The following is a 19819-nucleotide window of genomic DNA, read 5'->3' as shown; positions in this document are numbered from 1 at the left end:
GTGGGCCCCTTACTTGGCTGCGCGCTCTTTGGCGATCAGCTGGTCGGCAACATTGAGGGTCTGTTCAGGACCACCGGTCGTGCCCAGGTCGAAACGGTATTTACCGTTGACGATCATGGTCGGTACGCCTTGCACGCCATACTTCTGGGCCAACTCTTTGTATTGAGCCATTTTGCCCTTGACGGCGAACGAGTTGAAGGTCTCGAGGAACTTGGCTTTGTCGACCCCTTGGGTAGCAACGAAATCAGCCATGTCTTCCGGCTTGGTCAGACGCTTGCCTTCCTTCTGGATAGCATTGAACACGGCGTTATGAACCTTTTGCTCAACGCCCATGGTGTCCAGGGTGATGAAGAGCTGACCATGGGCATCCCATGGGCCACCGAACAGCGCTGGGATGCGCTTGAAGTTCACGTCGGCCGGGAGTTTTTCAGCCCAAGGGTTGATGGTCGGCTCAAAGGCGTAGCAATGCGGGCAGCCATACCAGAACAGCTCCACCACTTCGATCTTGCCAGGCTCCGAAACGGGGACCGGGTTGGCCAGTTCTACATAGGTTTTACCGGCTTCAAGCGGCACGTCGGCAGCTTGGGCGGTCACGCCGAAAAGGCTGGCAGTGACGAGAGCGGCGCTGAGGATCAGATTACGCATGCTTTACTCCTGTACAAATAAAGTCGCCTCACGCGACCTTTAATTGTGACAGGTCTACGCGGGCATGAGTTCGTTAGTGTAACGGCACCGGCCACAAAAAAGGGCGGCCTAAGCCACCCTTTTTATGCTTGCATCGATAGATTAATCGAGCGTTAACGTACTGCCTGGATCAGTGCAGGCCCTGGATGTACTGGGAAACTGCTTCGATATCCTTGTTACTCAACTTGCCGGCAATGCTTTGCATGATTTTGGTATCGCCGTCGTTGGTGCGATTACCCTCACGGAAGTCCGTCAGTTGCTTGGTGATGTACTGGGCATGCTGGCCGCTCAGGTGCGGAAAACCTGCAGCGGCAAGGCCGGCGCCATTAGGCGAATGGCAGCCGAGGCAGGAAGGCATGCCTTTTTCCAAGTTGCCACCACGGAACAGTTCTTCGCCGTGAGCCACCAGTTTTGGATCGGCAGCTCCCACACTGCCGTGCTGACTGGCAAAATACGCCGCGATGTCTGCCAGGTCCTGATCGCTGAGATTAGTCAGCAAGCCGGTCATTTCGAGCACCGTGCGCTTGCCGTCCTTGATGTCGTGCATCTGCTTGGTCAGGTAACGTTCACCCTGGCCTGCCAGTTTAGGGAAGTTCGGCGCCGGGCTGTTGCCATCCGGTCCGTGGCAAGCACCACACACGGCGGCTTTCGCCTGGCCCGCTGTAGCGTCGCCTGCAGCATGGGCAACACCGGTGATGCCCAAGGTCAACAGCAGACTCACGATCAGTTTGTTCATCAGCTAATCCAACTACGGCTAAGGGTTTAAGAGTTATCTACCGGGTTTACTCACCATCAACTCAATGATGGCCTGGTAATCCTCAGTACTGCAGTCCATGCACAAACCACGCGGCGGCATTGCCTTGAAACCCTGGGTCACGTGTTGCACCAGCGTGTCCATACCCTGCGCCAGTCTAGGCGCCCAAGCTACCTGGTCACCCCGTTTGGGGGCGTTGGGCAGTTGGCCGGCATGGCAAGCCACGCAAACTCGGTTGTACACCGCCTCCGGATCCTGTGTAGCCTGAGCGCCGTAAAGCGGCACCAGGACACCAAAAGCGAGCAACCATCGGGTCATACATCGACCTTTTCAGGGTTTGAGAGCGTTTTGCGTTCTAATGCGCAATGAAGGTCTTTCGCTCCCGTGAACTTCATCCTTCGCTGGGACAAAGCACACACAAAATCTGCGGCATTATATACTGGCGCTACTGAAACGGAAACGACACCGCTTGCCGCACCCTTTTTCGGCACCGCCCACATCGGAAATCTCATGCAACTCAAGAATCCCATCCTCGGTCTGTGCCAACAGTCCACATTCATGCTCAGCGCCGCCAAAGTTGACCAATGCCCCGATGACGAAGGCTTTGAAGTCGCCTTTGCCGGTCGTTCCAACGCTGGCAAATCCAGCGCGCTGAACACCCTGACTCACGCCAGCCTGGCGCGCACCTCGAAAACCCCGGGCCGCACGCAACTTCTCAACTTCTTCAAGCTAGACGATGATCGGCGTCTGGTCGACCTGCCGGGCTACGGTTATGCAAAAGTACCTATCCCGTTGAAGCTGCACTGGCAGCGTCATCTGGAGGCTTACCTGGGTGGTCGGGAGAGTTTGAAGGGTTTGATTCTGATGATGGACATCCGTCATCCAATGACCGACTTCGACCTGCTGATGCTCGATTGGGCTGTCGCCAGCGGCATGCCGATGCATATCCTGCTGACCAAGGCCGACAAGCTGACCTACGGCGCCGCCAAGAACACCCTGCTCAAAGTGCAATCCGACATCCGCAAAGGTTGGGGTGATGCGATCACCATCCAGTTGTTCTCTGCGCCTAAGCGGATGGGCCTGGAAGACGCCTACACCGTGCTGGCCGGCTGGATGGAATTGGCCGACAAGGGCACTGAAATCGCGGAATAACTTTTCTGCGGGCAAAAAAAACCCCGGACTTCGTATGGGGAGGGGAAGTTCGGGGTTCAAGTTCCGGACCGCTAGGGCGGGGTCCAGATATCTGCCAACACTTAACACAACATAGGAGCATTGAAGGGCTTCACCACCCATTCAGTAACTCTGAGTAGCAATTCACGGGTTAAGTTCCGGCAGGTTCAAAAAACTATTGGAAATAGCTGTCGTCGATTTCTGATCTAAAGCGCTCTGCCACTCCCCTCGCAAGTGGCAGAGCCGCGAAATCAGTGCGCCTCGTCCCAGTTATCGCCTACGCCCACATCCACCACCAGTGGCACGTCCAACTGCGCTGCCGCACTCATGTGCTCGCGGATCTTCTCGCTGACTTGCGCCACCAGGTCCTCACGCACCTCAAGCACCAGTTCATCGTGTACTTGCAGGATGACCTTGGCATCCAGGCCCGATTCCGTCAGCCAGTTATCCACCAGCACCATGGCTTTTTTGATGATGTCCGCCGCCGTGCCTTGCATCGGCGCGTTGATTGCCGTGCGCTCGGCAGCCGCTCGTTCCTGAGGCTTATTGGAATTGATATCCGGCAAATACAGCCGACGCCCGAAGAAGGTTTCTACATAGCCTTGATCAGCAGCCTGGGCACGCGTGCGCTCCATGTACTCGCGAACACCTGGGTAGCGCGCGAAGTACACATCGATGTACGCCTTGGCAGTCTTGGTATCGACGCCAATATCCTTGCCCAACTTCTGCGCGCCCATGCCGTAGATCAGGCCAAAGTTAATCGCCTTGGCACTGCGACGTTGATTGGACGTGACCTCAGACAATTCAACCTTGAACACCTCAGCCGCCGTAGCGGTGTGCACGTCCAGGTCGTTGCGAAACGCATTCATCAAGCCCTCGTCCTTGGACAAGTGCGCCATGATCCGCAGTTCGATCTGCGAATAGTCCGCCGCCAGCAGCTTGTAGCCCTTGGGCGCGACAAACGCCTGGCGGATCCGCCGCCCTTCGGCGGTGCGCACAGGGATGTTCTGCAGGTTCGGGTCGCTGGACGACAAGCGCCCGGTAGCCGCCACAGCCTGATGATAAGACGTGTGAATGCGCCCGGTGCGCGGGTTGATCTGCTCCGGCAGGCGGTCGGTGTAGGTGCTTTTCAGTTTGCTCATGCTGCGGTACTGCATCAGCACCTTGGGCAACAGGAAGTCATCTTCGGCCAACTTGGCCAGCACTTCTTCCGCCGTGGACGCCTGCCCCTTGCCGGTCTTTTTCAGCACCGGCAGGCCAAGTTTCTCGTAGAGAATCGCCCCAAGCTGCTTGGGTGAGCCCAGGTTGAACTCTTCGCCCGCGATCTCGAACGCCTGGCGCTCCAGCTCAACCATCTTGTTGCCCAACTCGATGCTCTGGATGCCCAGCAGCTCCTTATCCACCAACGCACCCTGGCGCTCGATACGTGCCAGCACCGGCACCAAGGGTATTTCGATATCCGTGAGCACACTGGCCAGGCTCGGGATGGCCGCGAGTTGTGCGTGCAGTGCCTGATGCAGACGCAGCGTCACGTCGGCATCTTCGGCGGCGTAAGGGCCGGCTTGCTCAAGCGGGATCTGGTCGAACGTCAGCTGCTTGGCGCCTTTGCCGGCGATGTCCTGGAAGCTGACGGTGTCGTAGTCCAGGTACTTCTTCGCCAGGCTGTCCATATCATGCCGAGTCGCAGTGGAATTCAGCACGTAGGATTCAAGCATGGTGTCGAAGGCGATACCGCGCACTGTAATGCCCCGTTCAAAGTCACCACCGATGGCGCAGTTGGCCAGGATGTTCATGTCGAACTTGGCGTGCTGGCCAACCTTGAGCTTGGTCGGGTCTTCCAGCAATGGCTTGAGGGCCAGCAACACGGTGTCACGGTCCAACTGCTGCGGCGCACCCTCGTAAGAGTGGGTCAGCGGTATGTAGGCCGCTTCGTGAGGCTGCACGGCAAAGGAAACCCCGACCAGCTGCGCCTGTTGGGCGTCAATCCCGGTGGTTTCCGTGTCAAACGCGAACAACGTCGCGTCATTGAGCTTCTTCAGCCAACGGTCGAATGTCGCTTGGTCGAGGATGGTGGTGTACGCCGTCTCCACAGGGGCCGATGCAACCTCCTCAACGACAGCTTCAGCAGTCGGCGCAGCCTGGGCCGAAGCCTTCAATTCAACGCGCTTGGCGTCGCGCTGAATCTCATCAAACCAGCTCTTGAACTCCAGCAGCGTGTACAGCTCCAGCAGCTTGTCGCGATCCGGCTCGATCAGGTGCAGATCATCCAGGCCCACATCCAGCGGCACGTCGATCTTGATCGTCGCCAGTTGATAGGACAGGAACGCCATTTCCCGATGCTCTTCCAGCTTGGCCGGCAGGTTCTTGGCGCCCCGAATCGGCAGGGTCGGCACAATATCCAACTGCTCATAAAGCTCTTTGAGGCCGCCATTCACGCCCACTAACAGGCCGGAAGCGGTCTTCGGACCAATGCCCGGAACGCCCGGGATGTTGTCGGAGGAATCGCCCATCAACGCCAGGTAATCGATGATCTGCTCGGGAGCGACACCGAATTTCTCCTTCACGCCCTCGATGTCCATCGCGCTACCGGTCATGGTGTTGACCAAGGTAATGTGCCCGTCGACCAGTTGCGCCATGTCCTTGTCGCCAGTGGAAATCACCACCGGTCGGTCGGCCGCCGCACTGCTGCGGGCCAGTGTGCCGATCACGTCATCGGCCTCGACGCCTTCAACGCACAGCAGCGGGAAGCCCAGCGCGATCACGCTTTGGTGCAGGGGCTCGATCTGCAGGCGCATGTCATCAGGCATGCTCGGGCGATTAGCCTTGTATTCAGCGTACATGTCATCGCGAAAGGTCCCACCCTTGGCGTCGAACACGACCGCGAACGGGCTGTCCGGGTACTGCTTGCGCAGGCTTTTGAGCATGTTCAACACGCCCTTGACCGCACCGGTCGGCAGGCCTTTGGAGGTAGTCAGCGGTGGCAGCGCGTGAAAGGCGCGGTACAGGTAAGAAGAACCGTCCACCAGGACGAGGGGGGCTTGGCTCATGAGCAGGATCAACCTTTTCGGCGGGTCAGGCGCTAGAATAGCCGGACCAATGACGACAAAGGGACAAGGTTATCATGCGTACAGTAAATCGCCTGTTGTTGACCGGCTTGATTGCACTCACTCCGATGGTGGCCATGGCGGCAGACAGTGCGCCTTCGGGCGACCCGGAAGTCACCATTCGCACGGAAGGCGACAAGACCATTCAGGAATACCGCCAAAATGGTTTCCTGTACGCGATCAAGGTGACCCAGAAAGGCTTTCCGCCGTATTTCCTGGTGCGCGCGGACGGAACCGATGCGAACTTCATCCGTTCTGACCAGCCGGATATGCTGATCCCGTCATGGAAGATCTTCGAATGGAAATGATTTCTTAACTTAAATTGGCGCCGCGCACTGCGGCGCCCGTACTGGCAGTTTTAACCATGTCTGTGTTTACCCCCCTGGCTCGGCCCGAGCTGGAAACCTTTCTCGCCCCTTACGGGCTCGGCCGCCTGCTTGATTTCCAGGGGATTGCCGCCGGTAGCGAAAACACCAACTTCTTCATCAGCCTGGAACAGGGCGAATTCGTCCTGACCCTGGTTGAACGCGGCCCCGTCGCAGAAATGCCGTTCTTCATCGAACTGCTCGACGTGCTCCACGACGCCGATCTGCCGGTGCCTTACGCCCTGCGGACCATCGATGGCGTGGCCCTGCGCGAACTTGCCGGTAAACCAGCGCTGCTACAACCGCGCCTGGCCGGCAAGCACATCAAGGACGCCAATGCGCAGCATTGCGCCCAGGTCGGCGACCTGCTCGGCCACCTTCACCTGGCGACTCAAGGCGAGAAGGTGCTGGAGCGCAAGACGGATCGCGGGCTGGATTGGATGCTGACTGAAGGGGCGCAGCTGATTTCGCACCTGAACGACGCCCAGCAGCGCCTGCTGCAAGATGCACTGACCGAAATAGACGCTCACAAGGCCCAGATCCTCGCCCTGCCCCGCGCCAACGTTCACGCCGACCTGTTCCGCGACAACGCGATGTTCGAAGGCACGCACCTGACCGGGTTGATCGACTTCTACAACGCCTGCTCGGGCCCGATGCTGTACGACGTGGCGATCGCGCTGAACGACTGGTGCTCGGACGCCGATGGCGTGATTGATGGCCAACGCGCCCGCGCGCTGCTGGGTGCCTACGCGGGGCTGCGTCCCTTCACGGCCAAGGAAGCGCAATTGTGGCCGACGATGTTGCGGGTAGCGTGCGTGCGCTTCTGGCTGTCGCGCCTGATCGCCGCTGAATCATTTGCCGGGCAGGACGTGTTGATTCATGACCCGGCAGAGTTCGAGCACCGGCTGGCACAGCGTCAAAAGGTCAGCGTGCACTTGCCGTTCGCACTCTAAAGACCTGCTCGGTAAAAAATGTGGGAGCTGGCTTGCCTGCGATAGCGGTGTCGACTGACACATCGCCATCGCGGGCAAGCCCGCTCCCACAGTAGTTCTGTGTTGGTTGTTATAACGATTCCAGGCACCCAGCCAAATCATTCCCCAACTTCTCCAGCACCTGCTCGTAACCCTGCGCTGTAGCTGGCGTGTAACCGCCCAACGCATCCAACTCCGCCAATTTCACCGGCAAACCGGCGACCAGCGTCTCGGCCAGGCGCGGGCGCAGCGGCGGCTCGCTGAACACGCAGGTCTTGCCGACTTCCTGCAACCGCGTACGCATCGCCGCCACATGCTGGGCGCCTGGCTGTACTTCGGCGGCAACGCTGAACACGCCGGTGTGCTTGAGCCCGTAAGCGTCTTCGAAGTAATCAAAGGCCTCGTGGAAGACGAAGTAAGGCTTGTCACCCACACTCGCCAAACGAGCTTTCAAGCGCGCATCCAACGCATCCAGACGCTCATCGAACGCCTTCACGTTGCTCTGATAGCGCGCGGCATTGTCCGGGTCGGCGGTGCTGAGGTCAGCCGCCATGCGCGCCGCGATGACGCGAGCGTTTACGGTCGACAACCACAAATGCGCGTCCAGGCTGCCTGGGCGGTGATCGTGATCATGCTCGTCGGCATCCTCTGCATGCGAGTGGCTATCTTCGGCGAAACGACGCAGTTTCATGCCCGCAAGGTCCTGCACCGCCACGGTCGGCAGGCTACGCCCCTTGAGCACGCGCGGCAGGAAGCTCTCCATGTCCGGGCCGATCCAATACAACAGGTCCACCGACTGCACACGCCGTACGTCGGATGGGCGCAAGGCATAGTTGTGCGGCGAAGCGCCGGGCGGCAATAACACCTCCGGAATGGCCACGCCGTCCTGCACAGCCGCGGCGATCAACTGCAACGGCTTGATGCTGGTCAGCACCTTGACCTCGGCTTGAGCAGCCCCGGCGATGAGCAAACTGGTGACAAATACGACAAAAACAGGAAAAAGTCGGGACACGATGACCACTCAATGGCGTAGGAACGGGTAACATAATAACGTCTCTATCAAATGTCTGTCGCCGCTCATGCCTATTACACCGCTTGCCAGCCGTCCCCACGACCACTCTCACTGCGTGCATACCGCGTTGTCGGAGGCCGATACCCTGTGCGCACGCCAAGGCCTGCGGCTGACTGCGCTGCGTCGTCGCGTGCTGGAGCTGGTGTGGCAGAGCCACAAGCCGCTGGGCGCCTACGACATTCTTGGCGTGCTCAGCGAGCAGGACGGCCGCCGCGCTGCGCCGCCTACGGTGTACCGTGCGCTGGATTTCCTGCTGGAAAACGGCCTGGTGCACCGCATCGCCTCACTCAACGCCTTTGTTGGCTGCAACCACCCGGAACACGCGCATCAGGGCCAGTTCCTGATCTGCCGCGAGTGCCACGCTGCCATCGAGCTTGAACAAAAAAGCATCAGCGACGCCATCATCAAGAGCTCCGCCGAGGTCGGCTTCAAGGTCGAAGGGCAAACGGTCGAAGTGGTCGGGCTGTGCTCGGGCTGCCAGGGGGCTTGATGAGCAACGCGTTAATCCGCCTGGAACAGGTCGGGGTCACGTTCGCCGGTCAAGCCGTGCTCGATAACATCGCACTGAGCGTCGAACCGGGGCAGATCGTCACCTTGATCGGCCCCAACGGCGCCGGTAAGACCACGCTGGTTCGCGCCGTGCTCGGCCTGCTCAAGCCCGACACCGGCAGCGTGTGGCGCAAGCCCAAGCTACGCGTCGGCTACATGCCGCAAAAACTGCACGTCGACCCGACGCTGCCATTGTCCGTGCTGCGCTTCTTGCGCCTGGTGCCGGGTGTAGACCGCACCCGCGCGCAGGCTGCGCTCAAGGAAGTCGGCGCCGAACAGGTCATCGACAGCCCGGTGCAAAGTATCTCGGGCGGCGAAATGCAGCGCGTCTTGCTGGCCCGCGCCTTGTTGCGCGAACCAGAATTGCTGGTGCTCGATGAGCCCGTGCAAGGCGTCGACGTCGCCGGCCAGGCCGAGCTGTACAGCCTGATCACCCGCCTGCGCGACCGTCATGGCTGCGGCGTGTTGATGGTCTCCCACGACCTGCACCTGGTCATGAGCACCACCGACCAAGTGGTGTGCCTCAACCGCCACGTCTGCTGCTCCGGCCACCCGGAACAGGTGAGCGGCGATCCGGCGTTCGTCGAGTTGTTCGGCAAAAACGCCCAAAGCCTGGCGATCTATCACCACCATCACGACCACGCCCACGATCTGCATGGCGCCGTCGTCGACGATCCCGCTACGCCCCACTCCCACGTTCATGGAGATAGCTGCAAGCATGGCTGATTTTCTGCTCTACGCCCTGCTGGCAGGCTTGGCTTTGGCACTGGTGGCGGGCCCATTGGGCTCGTTCGTGGTTTGGCGGCGCATGGCCTACTTTGGCGACACGTTGTCGCACGCCGCGCTGCTGGGCGTGGCCATGGGCTTCTTGCTGGATGTGAGCCCGACCATCGCCGTGACCGTGGGCTGCCTGCTGCTGGCGGTGCTGCTGGTGACCCTGCAACAGCGCCAGCCGCTGGCCTCCGACACCCTGCTCGGCATCCTGGCGCCGAGCACCTTGTCCCTGGGCCTGGTGGTGCTGAGCTTCATGCATGAAGTGCGCATCGACCTGATGGCCTACCTTTTCGGCGACCTGCTGGCGATCAGCCCGACCGACCTTGCCTGGATCCTCGGCGGCAGCGCCGCCGTGCTGGTTTTGCTGGTAGCGCTGTGGCGCCCATTGCTGGCGATCACCGTGCATGAAGAGCTGGCCACGGTGGAAGGTTTGCCCGTGCCGGCCCTGCGCATGACCCTGATGCTATTGATCGCAGTGGTGATTGCTGTCGCGATGAAGATTGTCGGCGTATTGTTGATCACGTCGCTGCTGATCATTCCCGCGGCCGCTGCCCAGCGCCACGCTCGCTCACCCGAGCAAATGGCGATCGGCGCCAGCCTGTTGGGCATGCTCGCGGTGTGCGGGGGCCTGGCGCTGTCCTGGTTCAAGGACACGCCGGCCGGGCCGTCGATTGTAGTAGCGGCGGCCGCCCTGTTTCTGCTGAGTTTTGTCCTGCCCCGTCGAGGGGTGTAGACTTGCTCGCTTTTTGCGCAAATAGAGAGTCGCAGGAATGAAGCCGTTCAACTTCCGTTATCTGCTCCTTGCCGCATTTTCCCTGCTGCTGGGCGCCTGTCAAAGCACACCGCCCGCTGCCACCGAGGTACCGGACACACGCGCTGCGGCGATCGCGCAGCTGGAGCAAAACCTGGCCAGCAGCGAGCTGGCTACCGCCGAAGACGAGCTTGCCGCCTTGCAGGCCCAATCGCCTAACGACCCGGCTCTGGAGCCTTACCAGCGCCAACTGGCCGAAGCCTACCTGCAGCGCAGCCAGATCGTGCTGCAAAAAGGTGACGTCAACGCCGCCGCCACCGCCCTGAGCCGCGCCCGCGCGCTGATGCCCAAGGCCCCGGCGCTGACCGGTGGCGTAAACAGCGCCATCAGCCATGCCCGCAAGGCCGAGCTGGATAAAGCCGAAGCCGCCTTGAAAGCGGCCGAAGCAAAGCCGGCTGCCAAAGTCATCGATCCTGCCGCTGAAAGCACCACCGTGGCGCTGAACCTCACTGACATCGAAGAACTTCGCCATCAGTTGGATGCGATCGCCACCGACGTGGTGAATTACCAGTGCGACGTGAGCATCCAGGCGCCGCGCACGCAGGATTACCCATGGCTGGCCACGTTGCTGACCAAACGGGTGAAGCGAATTGATTCGGGGTATGACCTGAAGATTCACCGACAGATCTTGAAACGTATTCCGGCGCAGATTGTGCTGATACCGCGCAAGGCGCAATAAAGCTATCGGGAGCAAGCCCCCTCCCACATTTGAAATGCATTCCAAATGTGGGAGAGGGCTTGCTCCCGATAGAGGTCTAACAAACAACCAGAAGCTTAAGCCGGAATCGCCTTAGCCTTAGGCTCACGATCCCAAACCCGGTGCTGGCCGATCGCGGCAAAAAACGCCTTGAACGCCTTGGCATCCTCGCCAACAATCAGCCCCGCATCCACCTCAAGCTTCAGCAGATCCAGCAATGGCTTCGCATCACTGGCCACCGCAATCGCCTTCAGATGCTTGTACGCCTCCAGCAGGAAGTGCAACGCCACGCCATCACCGCTCAACGCCTTGATCGACTCTTTACCGCCGGGTACGAACACCGCATCAAACGCGATGGACGGCATGCCTTCCATCGACGCATCCACCGGCAAGCTCTTGCCATCGGCCGTCTTCACGGGTGCCGAGGTAGGCCCCAACAGTTTGGCGTGCGCGCCTTGCGCTTCCAGCGCCTTCTTGAGTGCATCAATCGCAGCACCCTCCACGCCATTCGCCGCCAGAATCGCCACCTTGCGGGTCTTGATATCGCCGGGCAGCAAGTTGGCCTGGCTCAGTGCAGGTGAACGCTCCGGCTTGGTTTTGCGCTCAGGCACCGTGCCTTTGGTCGGCGCAGGCAGGCCCAGGTTGTGTGCCACACGCTTGGCCAGTTCCAGGTCGATATTGGCCAGGATCTCGTTGACCTGACGGGCACGAATAAACTCACGCTCGACCTTGCCCAGCTCAAAGCTGTAAGCCGCAATGATGTGCTCTTGCTCGTGCTTGCTCATGCTGCGGAAGAACAGGCGCGCCTGGGAGAAGTGATCGCTGAACGACTCGCTGCGCTCACGGATCTTGTGAGCATCGATGCGCTCTGGGTAAGACTCGAACCCACCGTCCTGTGCCGCCGGCGGGGTTTCTTTCGGCCAGCCGCCATCAATCGAATTCGGCTCGTAGGACGCGCGCCCTTTGTCGATGGTGCTGCGGTGCATGGCATCGCGCTGGTTGTTATGCAGCGGTGTCACCGGCTGGTTGATCGGCAGTTGGTGAAAGTTCGGGCCACCGAGACGGCTGATCTGCGTATCCGTGTAGGAAAACAGGCGACCTTGCAGCAGCGGGTCGTTGGAAAAGTCGATACCCGGCACGATATGGCCCGGGCAGAACGCGACCTGCTCGACTTCAGCAAAGAAGTTATCCGGGTTGCGGTTCAGCACCATCTTGCCCAGCGGCGTAATCGGTACCAGCTCTTCGGGGATCAGCTTGGTCGGGTCGAGGATATCGAAGTCGAACGAGTGCTCCTTGTCTTCAGGAATCACCTGTACGCCCAGCTCCCACTCAGGGTAATCGCCACTTTCAATCGACTCCCACAAATCGCGGCGGTGGTAGTCGGTATCTTTACCGGCCAGCTTTTGCGCCTCGTCCCACACCAGCGAGCAGGTGCCTGCCGTAGGGCGCCAGTGGAATTTGACGAAGTTGGATTTACCCTCGGCATTCACCAGGCGAAACGTGTGCACACCAAAGCCCTGCATGCTGCGCAGGCTTTTTGGAATGGCACGGTCAGACATGGCCCAGATCACCATGTGCGCCGACTCCGGCTGCAGCGAGACAAAATCCCAGAACGTATCGTGAGCCGAGCCACCGGTAGGAATCTCGTTGTGCGGCTCAGGCTTCACCGCGTGCACAAAGTCGGGGAACTTGATCGCGTCCTGAATAAAAAATACCGGCATGTTGTTACCCACCAGATCGAAGTTGCCTTCGTCGGTGAAGAACTTCACGGCAAAGCCGCGCACGTCACGCACCGTATCGCCGGAACCACGCGGGCCCTGCACGGTGGAAAATCGCGCAAATACCGGGGTTTTGTGGCCAGGGTCGCGTAGGAAACCGGCCTTGGTCAGCGCCGAATGGTTCTCGTAAGTCTGGAAATAACCATGGGCCCCCGTGCCACGGGCATGCACGATGCGCTCCGGGATCCGCTCATGGTCAAAGTGCGTGATTTTTTCACGCATGATGAAGTCTTCCAGCAGCGAAGGGCCACGGGCGCCGACTTTCAGGGTGTTCTGGTTATCGGAAATCTTGACGCCTTGGTTGGTGCGCAGCGCCTGGCCGGTTGCATCTGAGCGGAATTCCTCCAGGGCCTGCAACTTGGCGTTGGTGTTGCCACGGTCCAGGGTATCGGTGCCCGCGAGCTCACTCTTCGGCGGGGTAGCTGGCTTCTTGGTACTCATCAGACAAAACTCCTTATTCAAATTGGCCAGAGCGGTCCCCGGCTCGTTTGAGCAAAAACCCCAGGCACGGCACCTGGGAAATCGAGTTGCTTAAGTAGTGACTGACGCGGTTTTGCACCGTTCCTTTTTTATGACCTTTGATCGCGTTATTGCCAAATCGCTGGTTGAATGCGAAATAAATGCTAAGAAACGCTATACGGACAGGCTAAAATGCGCGCCCGGCTAACCGCTGATCCCCTTTTCATGCGCCCCACAAGGTTCGCTACGTGATCGAGTTTCATAACGTCCATAAAACCTACCGCGTCGCCGGTAAGGAAATCCCCGCGCTGCATCCCACCAGCCTGCGTGTCGAAAACGGCCAGGTGTTCGGCCTGATTGGCCACTCCGGCGCGGGAAAAAGTACCCTGCTGCGTCTGATCAACCGCCTGGAGCAACCCAGCGGTGGCCAGATCAACGTCGACGGCGAAGAAGTCACCGCCCTGGACGCCAACGGCCTGCGCCGTTTCCGCCAGCAAGTCGGGATGATCTTCCAGCACTTCAACCTGCTCGCGTCCAAGACCGTTGCCGATAACGTGGCGCTGCCACTGACCCTGGCCGGCGAATTGTCGCGCAAGGAAATCGACGTACGCGTGGCTGAATTGCTCGCCCGTGTAGGCCTGTCGGACCACGCCAAGAAGTACCCGGCGCAGTTGTCCGGCGGCCAGAAGCAGCGCGTCGGCATCGCTCGCGCCCTGGCGACCAAGCCGAAAATCCTGCTGTGCGACGAAGCCACCAGCGCCCTCGACCCGCAGACCACCGCCTCGGTGCTGCAACTGCTGGCCGAGATCAACCGCGAGCTGAAGCTGACCATCGTGCTGATCACCCATGAGATGGACGTGATCCGCCGCGTGTGCGACCAAGTGGCCGTGATGGACGCCGGCGTGATCGTCGAGCACGGCTCGGTGGCTGATGTGTTCCTGCACCCCAAGCACCCGACCACCAAGCGCTTCGTGCAAGAAGCCGATCAGATCGACGAAAGCGAGCAGCGCGATGACTTCGCGCACGTGCCGGGCCGCATCGTGCGCCTGACCTTCCAGGGCGAAGCGACCTACGCACCGCTGCTGGGCACCGTCGCCCGCGAAACGGGCGTGGACTACAGCATCCTCGCCGGTCGTATCGACCGCATTAAAGACATTCCCTACGGCCAACTGACCCTCGCCGTGACCGGTGGGGACATGGAAGCTGCCTTTGCCCGCTTTACCGCGGCAGACGTCCACATGGAGGTTCTGCGCTAATGGAAGTCCTGTTGAGTTTCTTCGCCAATATCGACTGGTCCGAAATCTGGCTCGCCACCGGCGACACCATGACCATGCTGTTCGGCTCGCTGTTCTTTACCGTATTGCTCGGCCTGCCGCTGGGCGTGCTGCTGTTCCTGTGCAGCCCGCGCCAACTGTTCGAACAAAAAGGCCTCTACGCACTGCTGTCGCTGATCGTGAACATCCTGCGCTCGCTGCCGTTTATCATTTTGCTGATCGTGATGATCCCGTTTACGGTACTGATCACCGGCACCTCGCTGGGGGTCGCCGGGGCGATTCCACCGCTGGTCGTGGGCGCAACGCCGTTCTTTGCGCGCCTGGTGGAAACCGCCTTGCGTGAAGTGGACCGTGGCATCATCGAAGCCACGCAGTCCATGGGCGCGAGCACGCGCCAGATCATCACCAACGCCCTGTTGCCCGAAGCACGCCCCGGCATTTTCGCGGCGATTACGGTCACGGCGATTACACTGGTTTCCTACACGGCAATGGCCGGTGTCGTAGGCGCCGGTGGCCTGGGTGACCTGGCGATCCGTTTCGGTTACCAGCGCTTCCAGACCGATGTGATGGTGGTCACCGTGGTGATGCTGTTGATCCTGGTGCAAATTCTGCAAACCGTCGGCGACAAGCTGGTGGTGCACTTTTCTCGAAAATAACGGCCATTGCCGGCCAAAAAGCCGGCAAATGCCCGAACAAGGAGCTTGTTGGATGAAAAAACTACTGGTTGCTTTCGCCGCCGTTGCCGCGTTTTCCGCTCACGCCGCCGAGACCCTCAAGGTTGCCGCGTCGCCGGTGCCCCACGCGGAAATCCTGGAATTCGTGAAGCCTGCACTCGCCAAAGAGGGCGTGGATTTGCAGGTTAAAGTTTTCACCGACTACGTGCAGCCGAACGTACAGGTAGCCGAAAAGCGCCTGGACGCCAACTTCTTCCAGCACCAGCCGTACCTGGACGAGTTCAATAAAGCCAAGGGCACTCACCTGGTGAGCGTCGGCGCTGTGCACCTGGAGCCTCTGGGCGCCTACTCCAGCAAATACAAAAAACTCGAAGATCTTCCTGACGGCGCCAACGTGGTGATTCCGAACGACGCCACCAACGGCGGCCGCGCCCTGCTGCTGCTGGCCAAGCACAACCTGATCACCCTGAAGGACCCGACCAACATCCTGTCGACCATCAAGGACATCACCGGTAACCCTAAAAGCCTGAAATTCCGCGAACTGGAAGCTGCCACCCTGCCGCGCGTGCTGACCCAGGTCGATCTGGCACTGATCAACACCAACTACGCCCTGGAAGCCAAGCTGGACCCTTCCAAGGATGCACTGGTGATCGAAGGCAACGACTCGCCTTACGTGAACATCCTGGTGACCCGCGAAGACAACAAGGATTCGGACGCGGTGAAGAAGCTGGTTGCAGCCCTGCACACCCCAGAAGTGAAGAAATTCATCCAAGAGAAGTACAAAGGCGCGATTCTGCCGGCGTTCTGATCAAACTCGATTTCAACACACCGAAGATCAAAAAATGTGGGAGCGGGCTTGCTCGCGATAGCAGAGCGTCAGTCAGCGAAGATGTTGACTGGCCCACCGCTATCGCAGGCAAGCCAGCTCCCACATTTGTTTTGTGTTGTTGGCTAGATCAGGCCAACACACCTGTCTGCTGTTTACCGCGCAAGGCCGGTATCACCGCATGGGTCAGCCACTGGCGCAGGCAGCGGTTCTCCGGGTAGTAGTGGTAGATGAGCAGCGCGTACACGCCGGACTCGCTGACCATCAAGGTCGGCGCGCACTGGCCGTGGGTGATCAGGGGCACGGCGTGCTGTTGATCGGGGTCGAGTTTGCGCAGTAACGCTGGATTGAGGTGCAGGCCCATCAAGTGGCCGATGTCAGCGGCGCTGAACCAGGGTTGGCTGTCGATCAACACGGCGTGCAGTTGGTGATGGTGGCGGGTGAAGACTTCGGGGGTGACGGGTGGGTCGGGGGTAAGTGCTTGCATGGTCTGGCTCCTAACGTATCAAGGGACCGCCAAGCACTACTTCCACGTAATGGGTGGCGGCTGTACGCAGGTGTGGAAGACCGGGACGTTAGGCACCCGGCGCACTCGAAAGCGCCCCGCGCACAGCCACCATAAAACACAGACAAGAAAAAGCGCCTGACACATGGTGGCGCTTTGTGCGCCTAACGATATAAGGGCTTCCACACCCTGTCACTGAATTTGCAGCGACAGCGCAAAGACTAGCCACCCCAACCGCACCCAACAAGTTCACGCACAGCGCCACAACTTGCAGGAAATGTCCGACGACTCACTATTCAACCCTTGCTCAAAACCCAATGTGGGAGCGGGCTTGCTCGCGAAAGCGGAGTGTCAGTCACCGAATCTGTCGACTGAACCATCGTCTTCGCGAGCAAGCCCGCTCCCACACTTGTTTTGTGTTGATTGAAAGATCAGTGCAACACACTTGCGTTCAACCCTTGCACAGAACCACTGTGGGAGCTGGCTTGCCTGCGACAGCGTGGGGTCAGTCAGCCTATTAGCCACTGAACTATCGCTATCGCGAGCAAGCCCGCTCCCACACTTGTTTTGTGTTGCCTGAAAGATCAGTGCAACACACTTGCGTTCAACCCTTGCACAGAACCACTGTGGGAGCTGGCTTGCCTGCGATGGCGGTGGGTCAGCAAGTGGGATGCAAGCAGGCCCACCGCTATCGCAGGCAAGCCAGCTCCCACAGGTGATTTGTGTTGTTGGCTGGGTTGGCGATCGGCTTATTTGCGCTGCAGCAGACCCGGCAATTGTGCCACCAGCTTCTGGTTGTTCAACGGCGCACGGATAAACCCACGCTGCGTACCATCCGGGCCGATCAGCGCCAGGTTGCCGCTGTGGTCGACGGTGTAGTTCGGCTTGCTGGTGTCCGCCGGAATAAACGGAATGCTCACCGCATTCGAGACCTTCTGCACATCCTCCACATTCGCGCCGGTCAGGCCTTCGAATTGCGGGTCGAAGTAGCCCAGGTATTGCTTGAGCTGGGTCGGTGTGTCGCGGTTCGGGTCAACGCTGACCAGGATCACCTGCAACTTATCCACCACCTCTTTAGGCAGCTCGCTCTTGATCTGGCGCAGCTGGGCAAGCGTGGTCGGGCAGATGTCCGGGCAGAAGGTGTAGCCGAAGAACAGCAGGCTCCACTTGCCTTTCAACTCGTTGACCACTACCGGCTGGCCGTCCTGGTTGGTCATGGTCACCGGCGGCAACTGGCGGCTTTGCGGCAGCAGGATGATACCGGCGTCGATCAGCGCGGTAGGGTCGCCCTGACCTTTGCTGTTCAGCACTTTGTTGACGGTCAGGCCCATGATCAACGCGACGATGGCCACCAGGATAAAGACGGTTTTTTGAGTTCGAGTCATAGGTTCAACAGTAAGTAGTGGTCTACGAGCAGGGCGATAAACAGCAACAGCAAGTACCCAATAGAGTACTTGAACGTGTTGATCGCCGCGTGCGGCTTGCTGCCACGGTACAGCACCCAGGCCCATTGCAGAAAGCGCCCGCCCAATACCAGCGCACACGCCAGGTACAGCAGGCCGCTCATGTGGATCACATAAGGCATCAGGCTCACCGCCAGCAGGGCGAAGGTGTAAAGCAGGATATGCACTTTGGTGTAATGCTCGCCGTGGGTGACCGGCAGCATCGGAATGTCGGCCTTGGCGTATTCCTCCTTGCGGTGAATGGCCAGGGCCCAAAAATGCGGAGGGGTCCACGCGAAGATGATCAGCACCAGCAGCAGCGGCTCGGCGCTGACATGCCCGGTGACGGCGACCCAACCCAACAGCGGCGGCGCGGCGCCCGCGAGGCCTCCGATGACAATGTTTTGCGGGGTCGCACGCTTGAGAAAGCCGGTGTAGATCACCGCATAGCCGAGCAGCGACGCCAGCGTCAGCCAGGCCGCCAGCGGATTGGTGAACGCCAGTAACAAGGCCAACCCCGCAACGGCTAGAAACAATGCAAAGGCCAATGCCGCCACCGGCGATACCCGCCCGTCTGCCATGGGCCGTTTATGCGTGCGTGCCATCACCGCATCAATCCGTCGATCCACCACATGGTTGACCGCCGCCGCGCCACCGGCGCACAGCACAATACCCAGGTTGCCGAAAATCAGCACCGTCCACGGCACCCCGGCGCGGGTCGCGAGGAACATGCCCACCAGCGAGGTGATGAGCATCAGCACCACGACTTTCGGCTTGGTCAGCTCCAGGTAGTCACGCCAGATAGCCTGATCGCGACGCGCGCCGATCAAGGTCGCCATGGCATCTCTCCTTTAAGGGTGATGAGGCCCGATACGTGTTTACGGGGGATGAAGCGCCAGCCGAACGGCAGCTGATTGCGCACCCGGACCAGGCTGGTGCGCGCGTGGTAATTGACCAGCACCAGCGTCAGCAACAACGCCGCGCCACCGGCGTTATGGCCGACCGCAACCGGCAGCGGCAGATGAAAGTACACGTTGCTCAGGCCCAAGCCGATTTGCGCCGCCAGGGCGATCAGCAACAGGCCCGCGAGCCGGGTCATGCCCACGGCGCGTAACTGCCAGGCCAGGCCGAACAACACCAACGTAACCAGCATCGCGCCAACGCGATGGGTCAGGTGAATGGCCGTGCGCGCTTCGCTATCAAGCTGGCCACCGAGGTAATTGGGCCCGATGTGCTGGGTCAGGTGAAAACCGTTGGCAAAGTCCGCCGCCGGCCACCACTCGCCATGACAGGTGGGCAGGTCGATACAGGCCACCGCCGCGTAGTTGGAACTGACCCAACCGCCCAGCGCAATTTGGCCGATCACCAACACCAAACCGGCGGTCGCCCAATATTGCAGGCGCTTGGGCACGATCAACGCCGGCAGCACGCCGGACAGGCGCAACGTCAGCAAAAACAGCAGGCTCAAGGTGGCAAAACCACCGAGCAGATGGCCGGTCACCACTTGCGGCCACAGCTTCAGCGTCACCGTCCACATGCCAAACGCCGCCTGGGCGAACACCACTGTCAACAGGAACAGCGGCAGTTTCACCGGCTGGCCGGGGTCACGCCGATGGCTCCACGAGCGCGCCGCCAGCAGCACGATCAACACACCCAAAGTGCCGGCAAAGTAGCGATGCGTCATCTCGGCCCACCCCTTGTCGGCCTCCACCGGCGTGTCGGGAAAATGCAGCTCGGCATGGGCCAGTTGGGCTTCGCTTTGCGGCACGCTGATGAAGCCGTAGCAGCCCGGCCAGTCCGGGCAGCCGAGGCCGGCATGGGTCAGCCGGGTGTAGGCGCCGAGCAGCACGACGATCAACGCTAACAAGGTGGCAAACAACGCGAGGCGAAATCCAGGTTTGGCCATGACG

20 protein-coding genes are annotated in these 19819 nt (G+C 60.1%); 10 read left to right on the top strand and 10 right to left on the bottom strand.

Features of this window, described 5'->3' with window-relative positions; translation table 11 throughout:
* Window positions 1-9 precede the first annotated feature (9 nt).
* From A7J50_RS00435 to A7J50_RS00425, 3 genes are all read right to left on the bottom strand, one after another.
* Complete coding sequence (locus A7J50_RS00435; protein ID WP_064450054.1) at window positions 10-645, bottom strand: thiol:disulfide interchange protein DsbA/DsbL; 636 nt, start codon at window positions 643-645, stop codon at window positions 10-12.
* A 169-nt stretch (window positions 646-814) separates the two neighbouring features.
* Complete coding sequence (locus A7J50_RS00430; RefSeq protein WP_064450053.1) at window positions 815-1420, bottom strand: c-type cytochrome; 606 nt, start codon at window positions 1418-1420, stop codon at window positions 815-817.
* 33 nt (window positions 1421-1453) lie between these two features.
* The gene (locus A7J50_RS00425; protein WP_053253674.1) at window positions 1454-1756 is read right to left on the bottom strand and encodes a c-type cytochrome; all 303 of its coding nucleotides are present in this window, start codon (window positions 1754-1756) and stop codon (window positions 1454-1456) included.
* Between the two features lie 192 nt (window positions 1757-1948).
* Between A7J50_RS00425 and yihA the strand changes: the two genes are divergently transcribed.
* Window positions 1949-2590, top strand: a complete 642-nt coding sequence (gene yihA, locus A7J50_RS00420; protein WP_053253673.1) for a ribosome biogenesis GTP-binding protein YihA/YsxC — start codon at window positions 1949-1951, stop codon at window positions 2588-2590.
* A gap of 269 nt (window positions 2591-2859) precedes the next feature.
* Here the strand turns inward: yihA and polA are convergent, their stop codons facing one another.
* Entirely contained in the window at window positions 2860-5655 is a 2796-nt protein-coding gene (gene polA / locus A7J50_RS00415; RefSeq protein WP_064450052.1) for a DNA polymerase I, read from the bottom strand.
* Window positions 5656-5729: 74 nt separating this feature from the next.
* Between polA and A7J50_RS00410 the strand changes: the two genes are divergently transcribed.
* Entirely contained in the window at window positions 5730-6020 is a 291-nt protein-coding gene (locus tag A7J50_RS00410; protein ID WP_053253671.1) for a DUF2782 domain-containing protein, read from the top strand.
* Between the two features lie 56 nt (window positions 6021-6076).
* Window positions 6077-7030 (top strand): homoserine kinase, encoded by a 954-nt coding sequence (locus A7J50_RS00405; protein ID WP_064450051.1) that lies wholly within the window; start codon window positions 6077-6079, stop codon window positions 7028-7030.
* 109 nt (window positions 7031-7139) lie between these two features.
* Here A7J50_RS00405 and A7J50_RS00400 read toward each other — a convergent pair whose 3' ends face one another.
* Window positions 7140-8069 (bottom strand): zinc ABC transporter substrate-binding protein ZnuA, encoded by a 930-nt coding sequence (locus A7J50_RS00400; RefSeq protein ID WP_064450050.1) that lies wholly within the window; start codon window positions 8067-8069, stop codon window positions 7140-7142.
* Between the two features lie 58 nt (window positions 8070-8127).
* Between A7J50_RS00400 and zur the strand changes: the two genes are divergently transcribed.
* The 4 genes from zur to A7J50_RS00380 are packed head-to-tail and all read left to right on the top strand — an operon-like array spanning window position 8128 to window position 10933.
* Window positions 8128-8610: a zinc uptake transcriptional repressor Zur gene (gene zur / locus A7J50_RS00395; protein WP_053253668.1), complete on the top strand. Its 483-nt coding sequence runs from the start codon at window positions 8128-8130 to the stop codon at window positions 8608-8610.
* Window positions 8610-9395 carry a zinc ABC transporter ATP-binding protein ZnuC gene (gene znuC, locus A7J50_RS00390; protein ID WP_064450049.1) on the top strand — a complete coding sequence of 262 codons (786 nt, stop codon included), beginning with the start codon at window positions 8610-8612 and terminating at the stop codon, window positions 9393-9395. The genes zur and znuC overlap by 1 nt, the downstream gene beginning before the upstream one ends.
* Window positions 9388-10176, top strand: coding sequence for a zinc ABC transporter permease subunit ZnuB (znuB, locus tag A7J50_RS00385; protein WP_064450048.1), 789 nt, complete (start codon window positions 9388-9390; stop codon window positions 10174-10176). Before znuC ends, znuB begins: the two co-directional genes overlap by 8 nt.
* A 37-nt stretch (window positions 10177-10213) precedes the next feature.
* Complete coding sequence (locus tag A7J50_RS00380) at window positions 10214-10933, top strand: PA5502 family lipoprotein (RefSeq protein ID WP_064450047.1); 720 nt, start codon at window positions 10214-10216, stop codon at window positions 10931-10933.
* A gap of 95 nt (window positions 10934-11028) precedes the next feature.
* Here A7J50_RS00380 and katE read toward each other — a convergent pair whose 3' ends face one another.
* Window positions 11029-13173, bottom strand: coding sequence for a catalase HPII (katE, locus tag A7J50_RS00375; protein ID WP_257784307.1), 2145 nt, complete (start codon window positions 13171-13173; stop codon window positions 11029-11031).
* A 263-nt stretch (window positions 13174-13436) separates the two neighbouring features.
* Here katE and A7J50_RS00370 point away from each other — a divergent pair, with 263 nt between their 5' ends.
* From A7J50_RS00370 to A7J50_RS00360, 3 genes are read left to right on the top strand one after another with little or no spacing between them, the layout of a single operon-like run.
* Entirely contained in the window at window positions 13437-14444 is a 1008-nt protein-coding gene (locus A7J50_RS00370) for a methionine ABC transporter ATP-binding protein (protein ID WP_064450045.1), read from the top strand.
* Window positions 14444-15118, top strand: coding sequence for a methionine ABC transporter permease (locus A7J50_RS00365; protein ID WP_064450044.1), 675 nt, complete (start codon window positions 14444-14446; stop codon window positions 15116-15118). Before A7J50_RS00370 ends, A7J50_RS00365 begins: the two co-directional genes overlap by 1 nt.
* A 52-nt stretch (window positions 15119-15170) precedes the next feature.
* Window positions 15171-15944: a MetQ/NlpA family ABC transporter substrate-binding protein gene (locus A7J50_RS00360; RefSeq protein ID WP_064450043.1), complete on the top strand. Its 774-nt coding sequence runs from the start codon at window positions 15171-15173 to the stop codon at window positions 15942-15944.
* 148 nt (window positions 15945-16092) lie between these two features.
* On the opposite strand, the gene A7J50_RS00355 is transcribed toward A7J50_RS00360, so the two are convergent.
* The 4 genes from A7J50_RS00355 to A7J50_RS00340 form a co-directional block, all read right to left on the bottom strand.
* Entirely contained in the window at window positions 16093-16449 is a 357-nt protein-coding gene (locus A7J50_RS00355; protein WP_064450042.1) for a Bro-N domain-containing protein, read from the bottom strand.
* Between the two features lie 767 nt (window positions 16450-17216).
* A complete protein-coding gene (locus A7J50_RS00350; RefSeq protein WP_064450041.1) occupies window positions 17217-17852 on the bottom strand; it encodes an SCO family protein in 636 nt (211 codons plus the stop codon).
* Entirely contained in the window at window positions 17849-18748 is a 900-nt protein-coding gene (gene cyoE, locus A7J50_RS00345; RefSeq protein ID WP_064450040.1) for a heme o synthase, read from the bottom strand. Before cyoE ends, A7J50_RS00350 begins: the two co-directional genes overlap by 4 nt.
* Window positions 18736-19815, bottom strand: coding sequence for a COX15/CtaA family protein (locus A7J50_RS00340; RefSeq protein WP_064450039.1), 1080 nt, complete (start codon window positions 19813-19815; stop codon window positions 18736-18738). The genes cyoE and A7J50_RS00340 overlap by 13 nt, the downstream gene beginning before the upstream one ends.
* Window positions 19816-19819: the final 4 nt, after the last annotated feature.

The organism is Pseudomonas antarctica, assembly GCF_001647715.1.
GTDB lineage: Bacteria > Pseudomonadota > Gammaproteobacteria > Pseudomonadales > Pseudomonadaceae > Aquipseudomonas > Aquipseudomonas antarctica_A.
Note: the sequence above shows the minus strand (reverse complement) of the source record. Positions and strands in the feature narration are given on the sequence as shown.

What these genes read in the sequence shown, in the direction of transcription:
- A7J50_RS00435 (WP_064450054.1), bottom strand. Translation starts at nt 645, where the DNA reads ATGCGTAATCTGATCCTCAGCGCCGCTCTCGTCACTGCCAGCCTTTTC.
- A7J50_RS00430 (WP_064450053.1), bottom strand. Translation starts at nt 1,420, where the DNA reads ATGAACAAACTGATCGTGAGTCTGCTGTTGACCTTGGGCATCACCGGT.
- A7J50_RS00425 (WP_053253674.1), bottom strand. Translation starts at nt 1,756, where the DNA reads ATGACCCGATGGTTGCTCGCTTTTGGTGTCCTGGTGCCGCTTTACGGC.
- yihA (WP_053253673.1), top strand. Translation starts at nt 1,949, where the DNA reads ATGCAACTCAAGAATCCCATCCTCGGTCTGTGCCAACAGTCCACATTC.
- polA (WP_064450052.1), bottom strand. Translation starts at nt 5,655, where the DNA reads ATGAGCCAAGCCCCCCTCGTCCTGGTGGACGGTTCTTCTTACCTGTAC.
- A7J50_RS00410 (WP_053253671.1), top strand. Translation starts at nt 5,730, where the DNA reads ATGCGTACAGTAAATCGCCTGTTGTTGACCGGCTTGATTGCACTCACT.
- A7J50_RS00405 (WP_064450051.1), top strand. Translation starts at nt 6,077, where the DNA reads ATGTCTGTGTTTACCCCCCTGGCTCGGCCCGAGCTGGAAACCTTTCTC.
- zur (WP_053253668.1), top strand. Translation starts at nt 8,128, where the DNA reads ATGCCTATTACACCGCTTGCCAGCCGTCCCCACGACCACTCTCACTGC.
- znuC (WP_064450049.1), top strand. Translation starts at nt 8,610, where the DNA reads ATGAGCAACGCGTTAATCCGCCTGGAACAGGTCGGGGTCACGTTCGCC.
- znuB (WP_064450048.1), top strand. Translation starts at nt 9,388, where the DNA reads ATGGCTGATTTTCTGCTCTACGCCCTGCTGGCAGGCTTGGCTTTGGCA.
- A7J50_RS00380 (WP_064450047.1), top strand. Translation starts at nt 10,214, where the DNA reads ATGAAGCCGTTCAACTTCCGTTATCTGCTCCTTGCCGCATTTTCCCTG.
- A7J50_RS00365 (WP_064450044.1), top strand. Translation starts at nt 14,444, where the DNA reads ATGGAAGTCCTGTTGAGTTTCTTCGCCAATATCGACTGGTCCGAAATC.
- A7J50_RS00360 (WP_064450043.1), top strand. Translation starts at nt 15,171, where the DNA reads ATGAAAAAACTACTGGTTGCTTTCGCCGCCGTTGCCGCGTTTTCCGCT.
- A7J50_RS00355 (WP_064450042.1), bottom strand. Translation starts at nt 16,449, where the DNA reads ATGCAAGCACTTACCCCCGACCCACCCGTCACCCCCGAAGTCTTCACC.
- A7J50_RS00350 (WP_064450041.1), bottom strand. Translation starts at nt 17,852, where the DNA reads ATGACTCGAACTCAAAAAACCGTCTTTATCCTGGTGGCCATCGTCGCG.
- cyoE (WP_064450040.1), bottom strand. Translation starts at nt 18,748, where the DNA reads ATGGCGACCTTGATCGGCGCGCGTCGCGATCAGGCTATCTGGCGTGAC.
- A7J50_RS00340 (WP_064450039.1), bottom strand. Translation starts at nt 19,815, where the DNA reads ATGGCCAAACCTGGATTTCGCCTCGCGTTGTTTGCCACCTTGTTAGCG.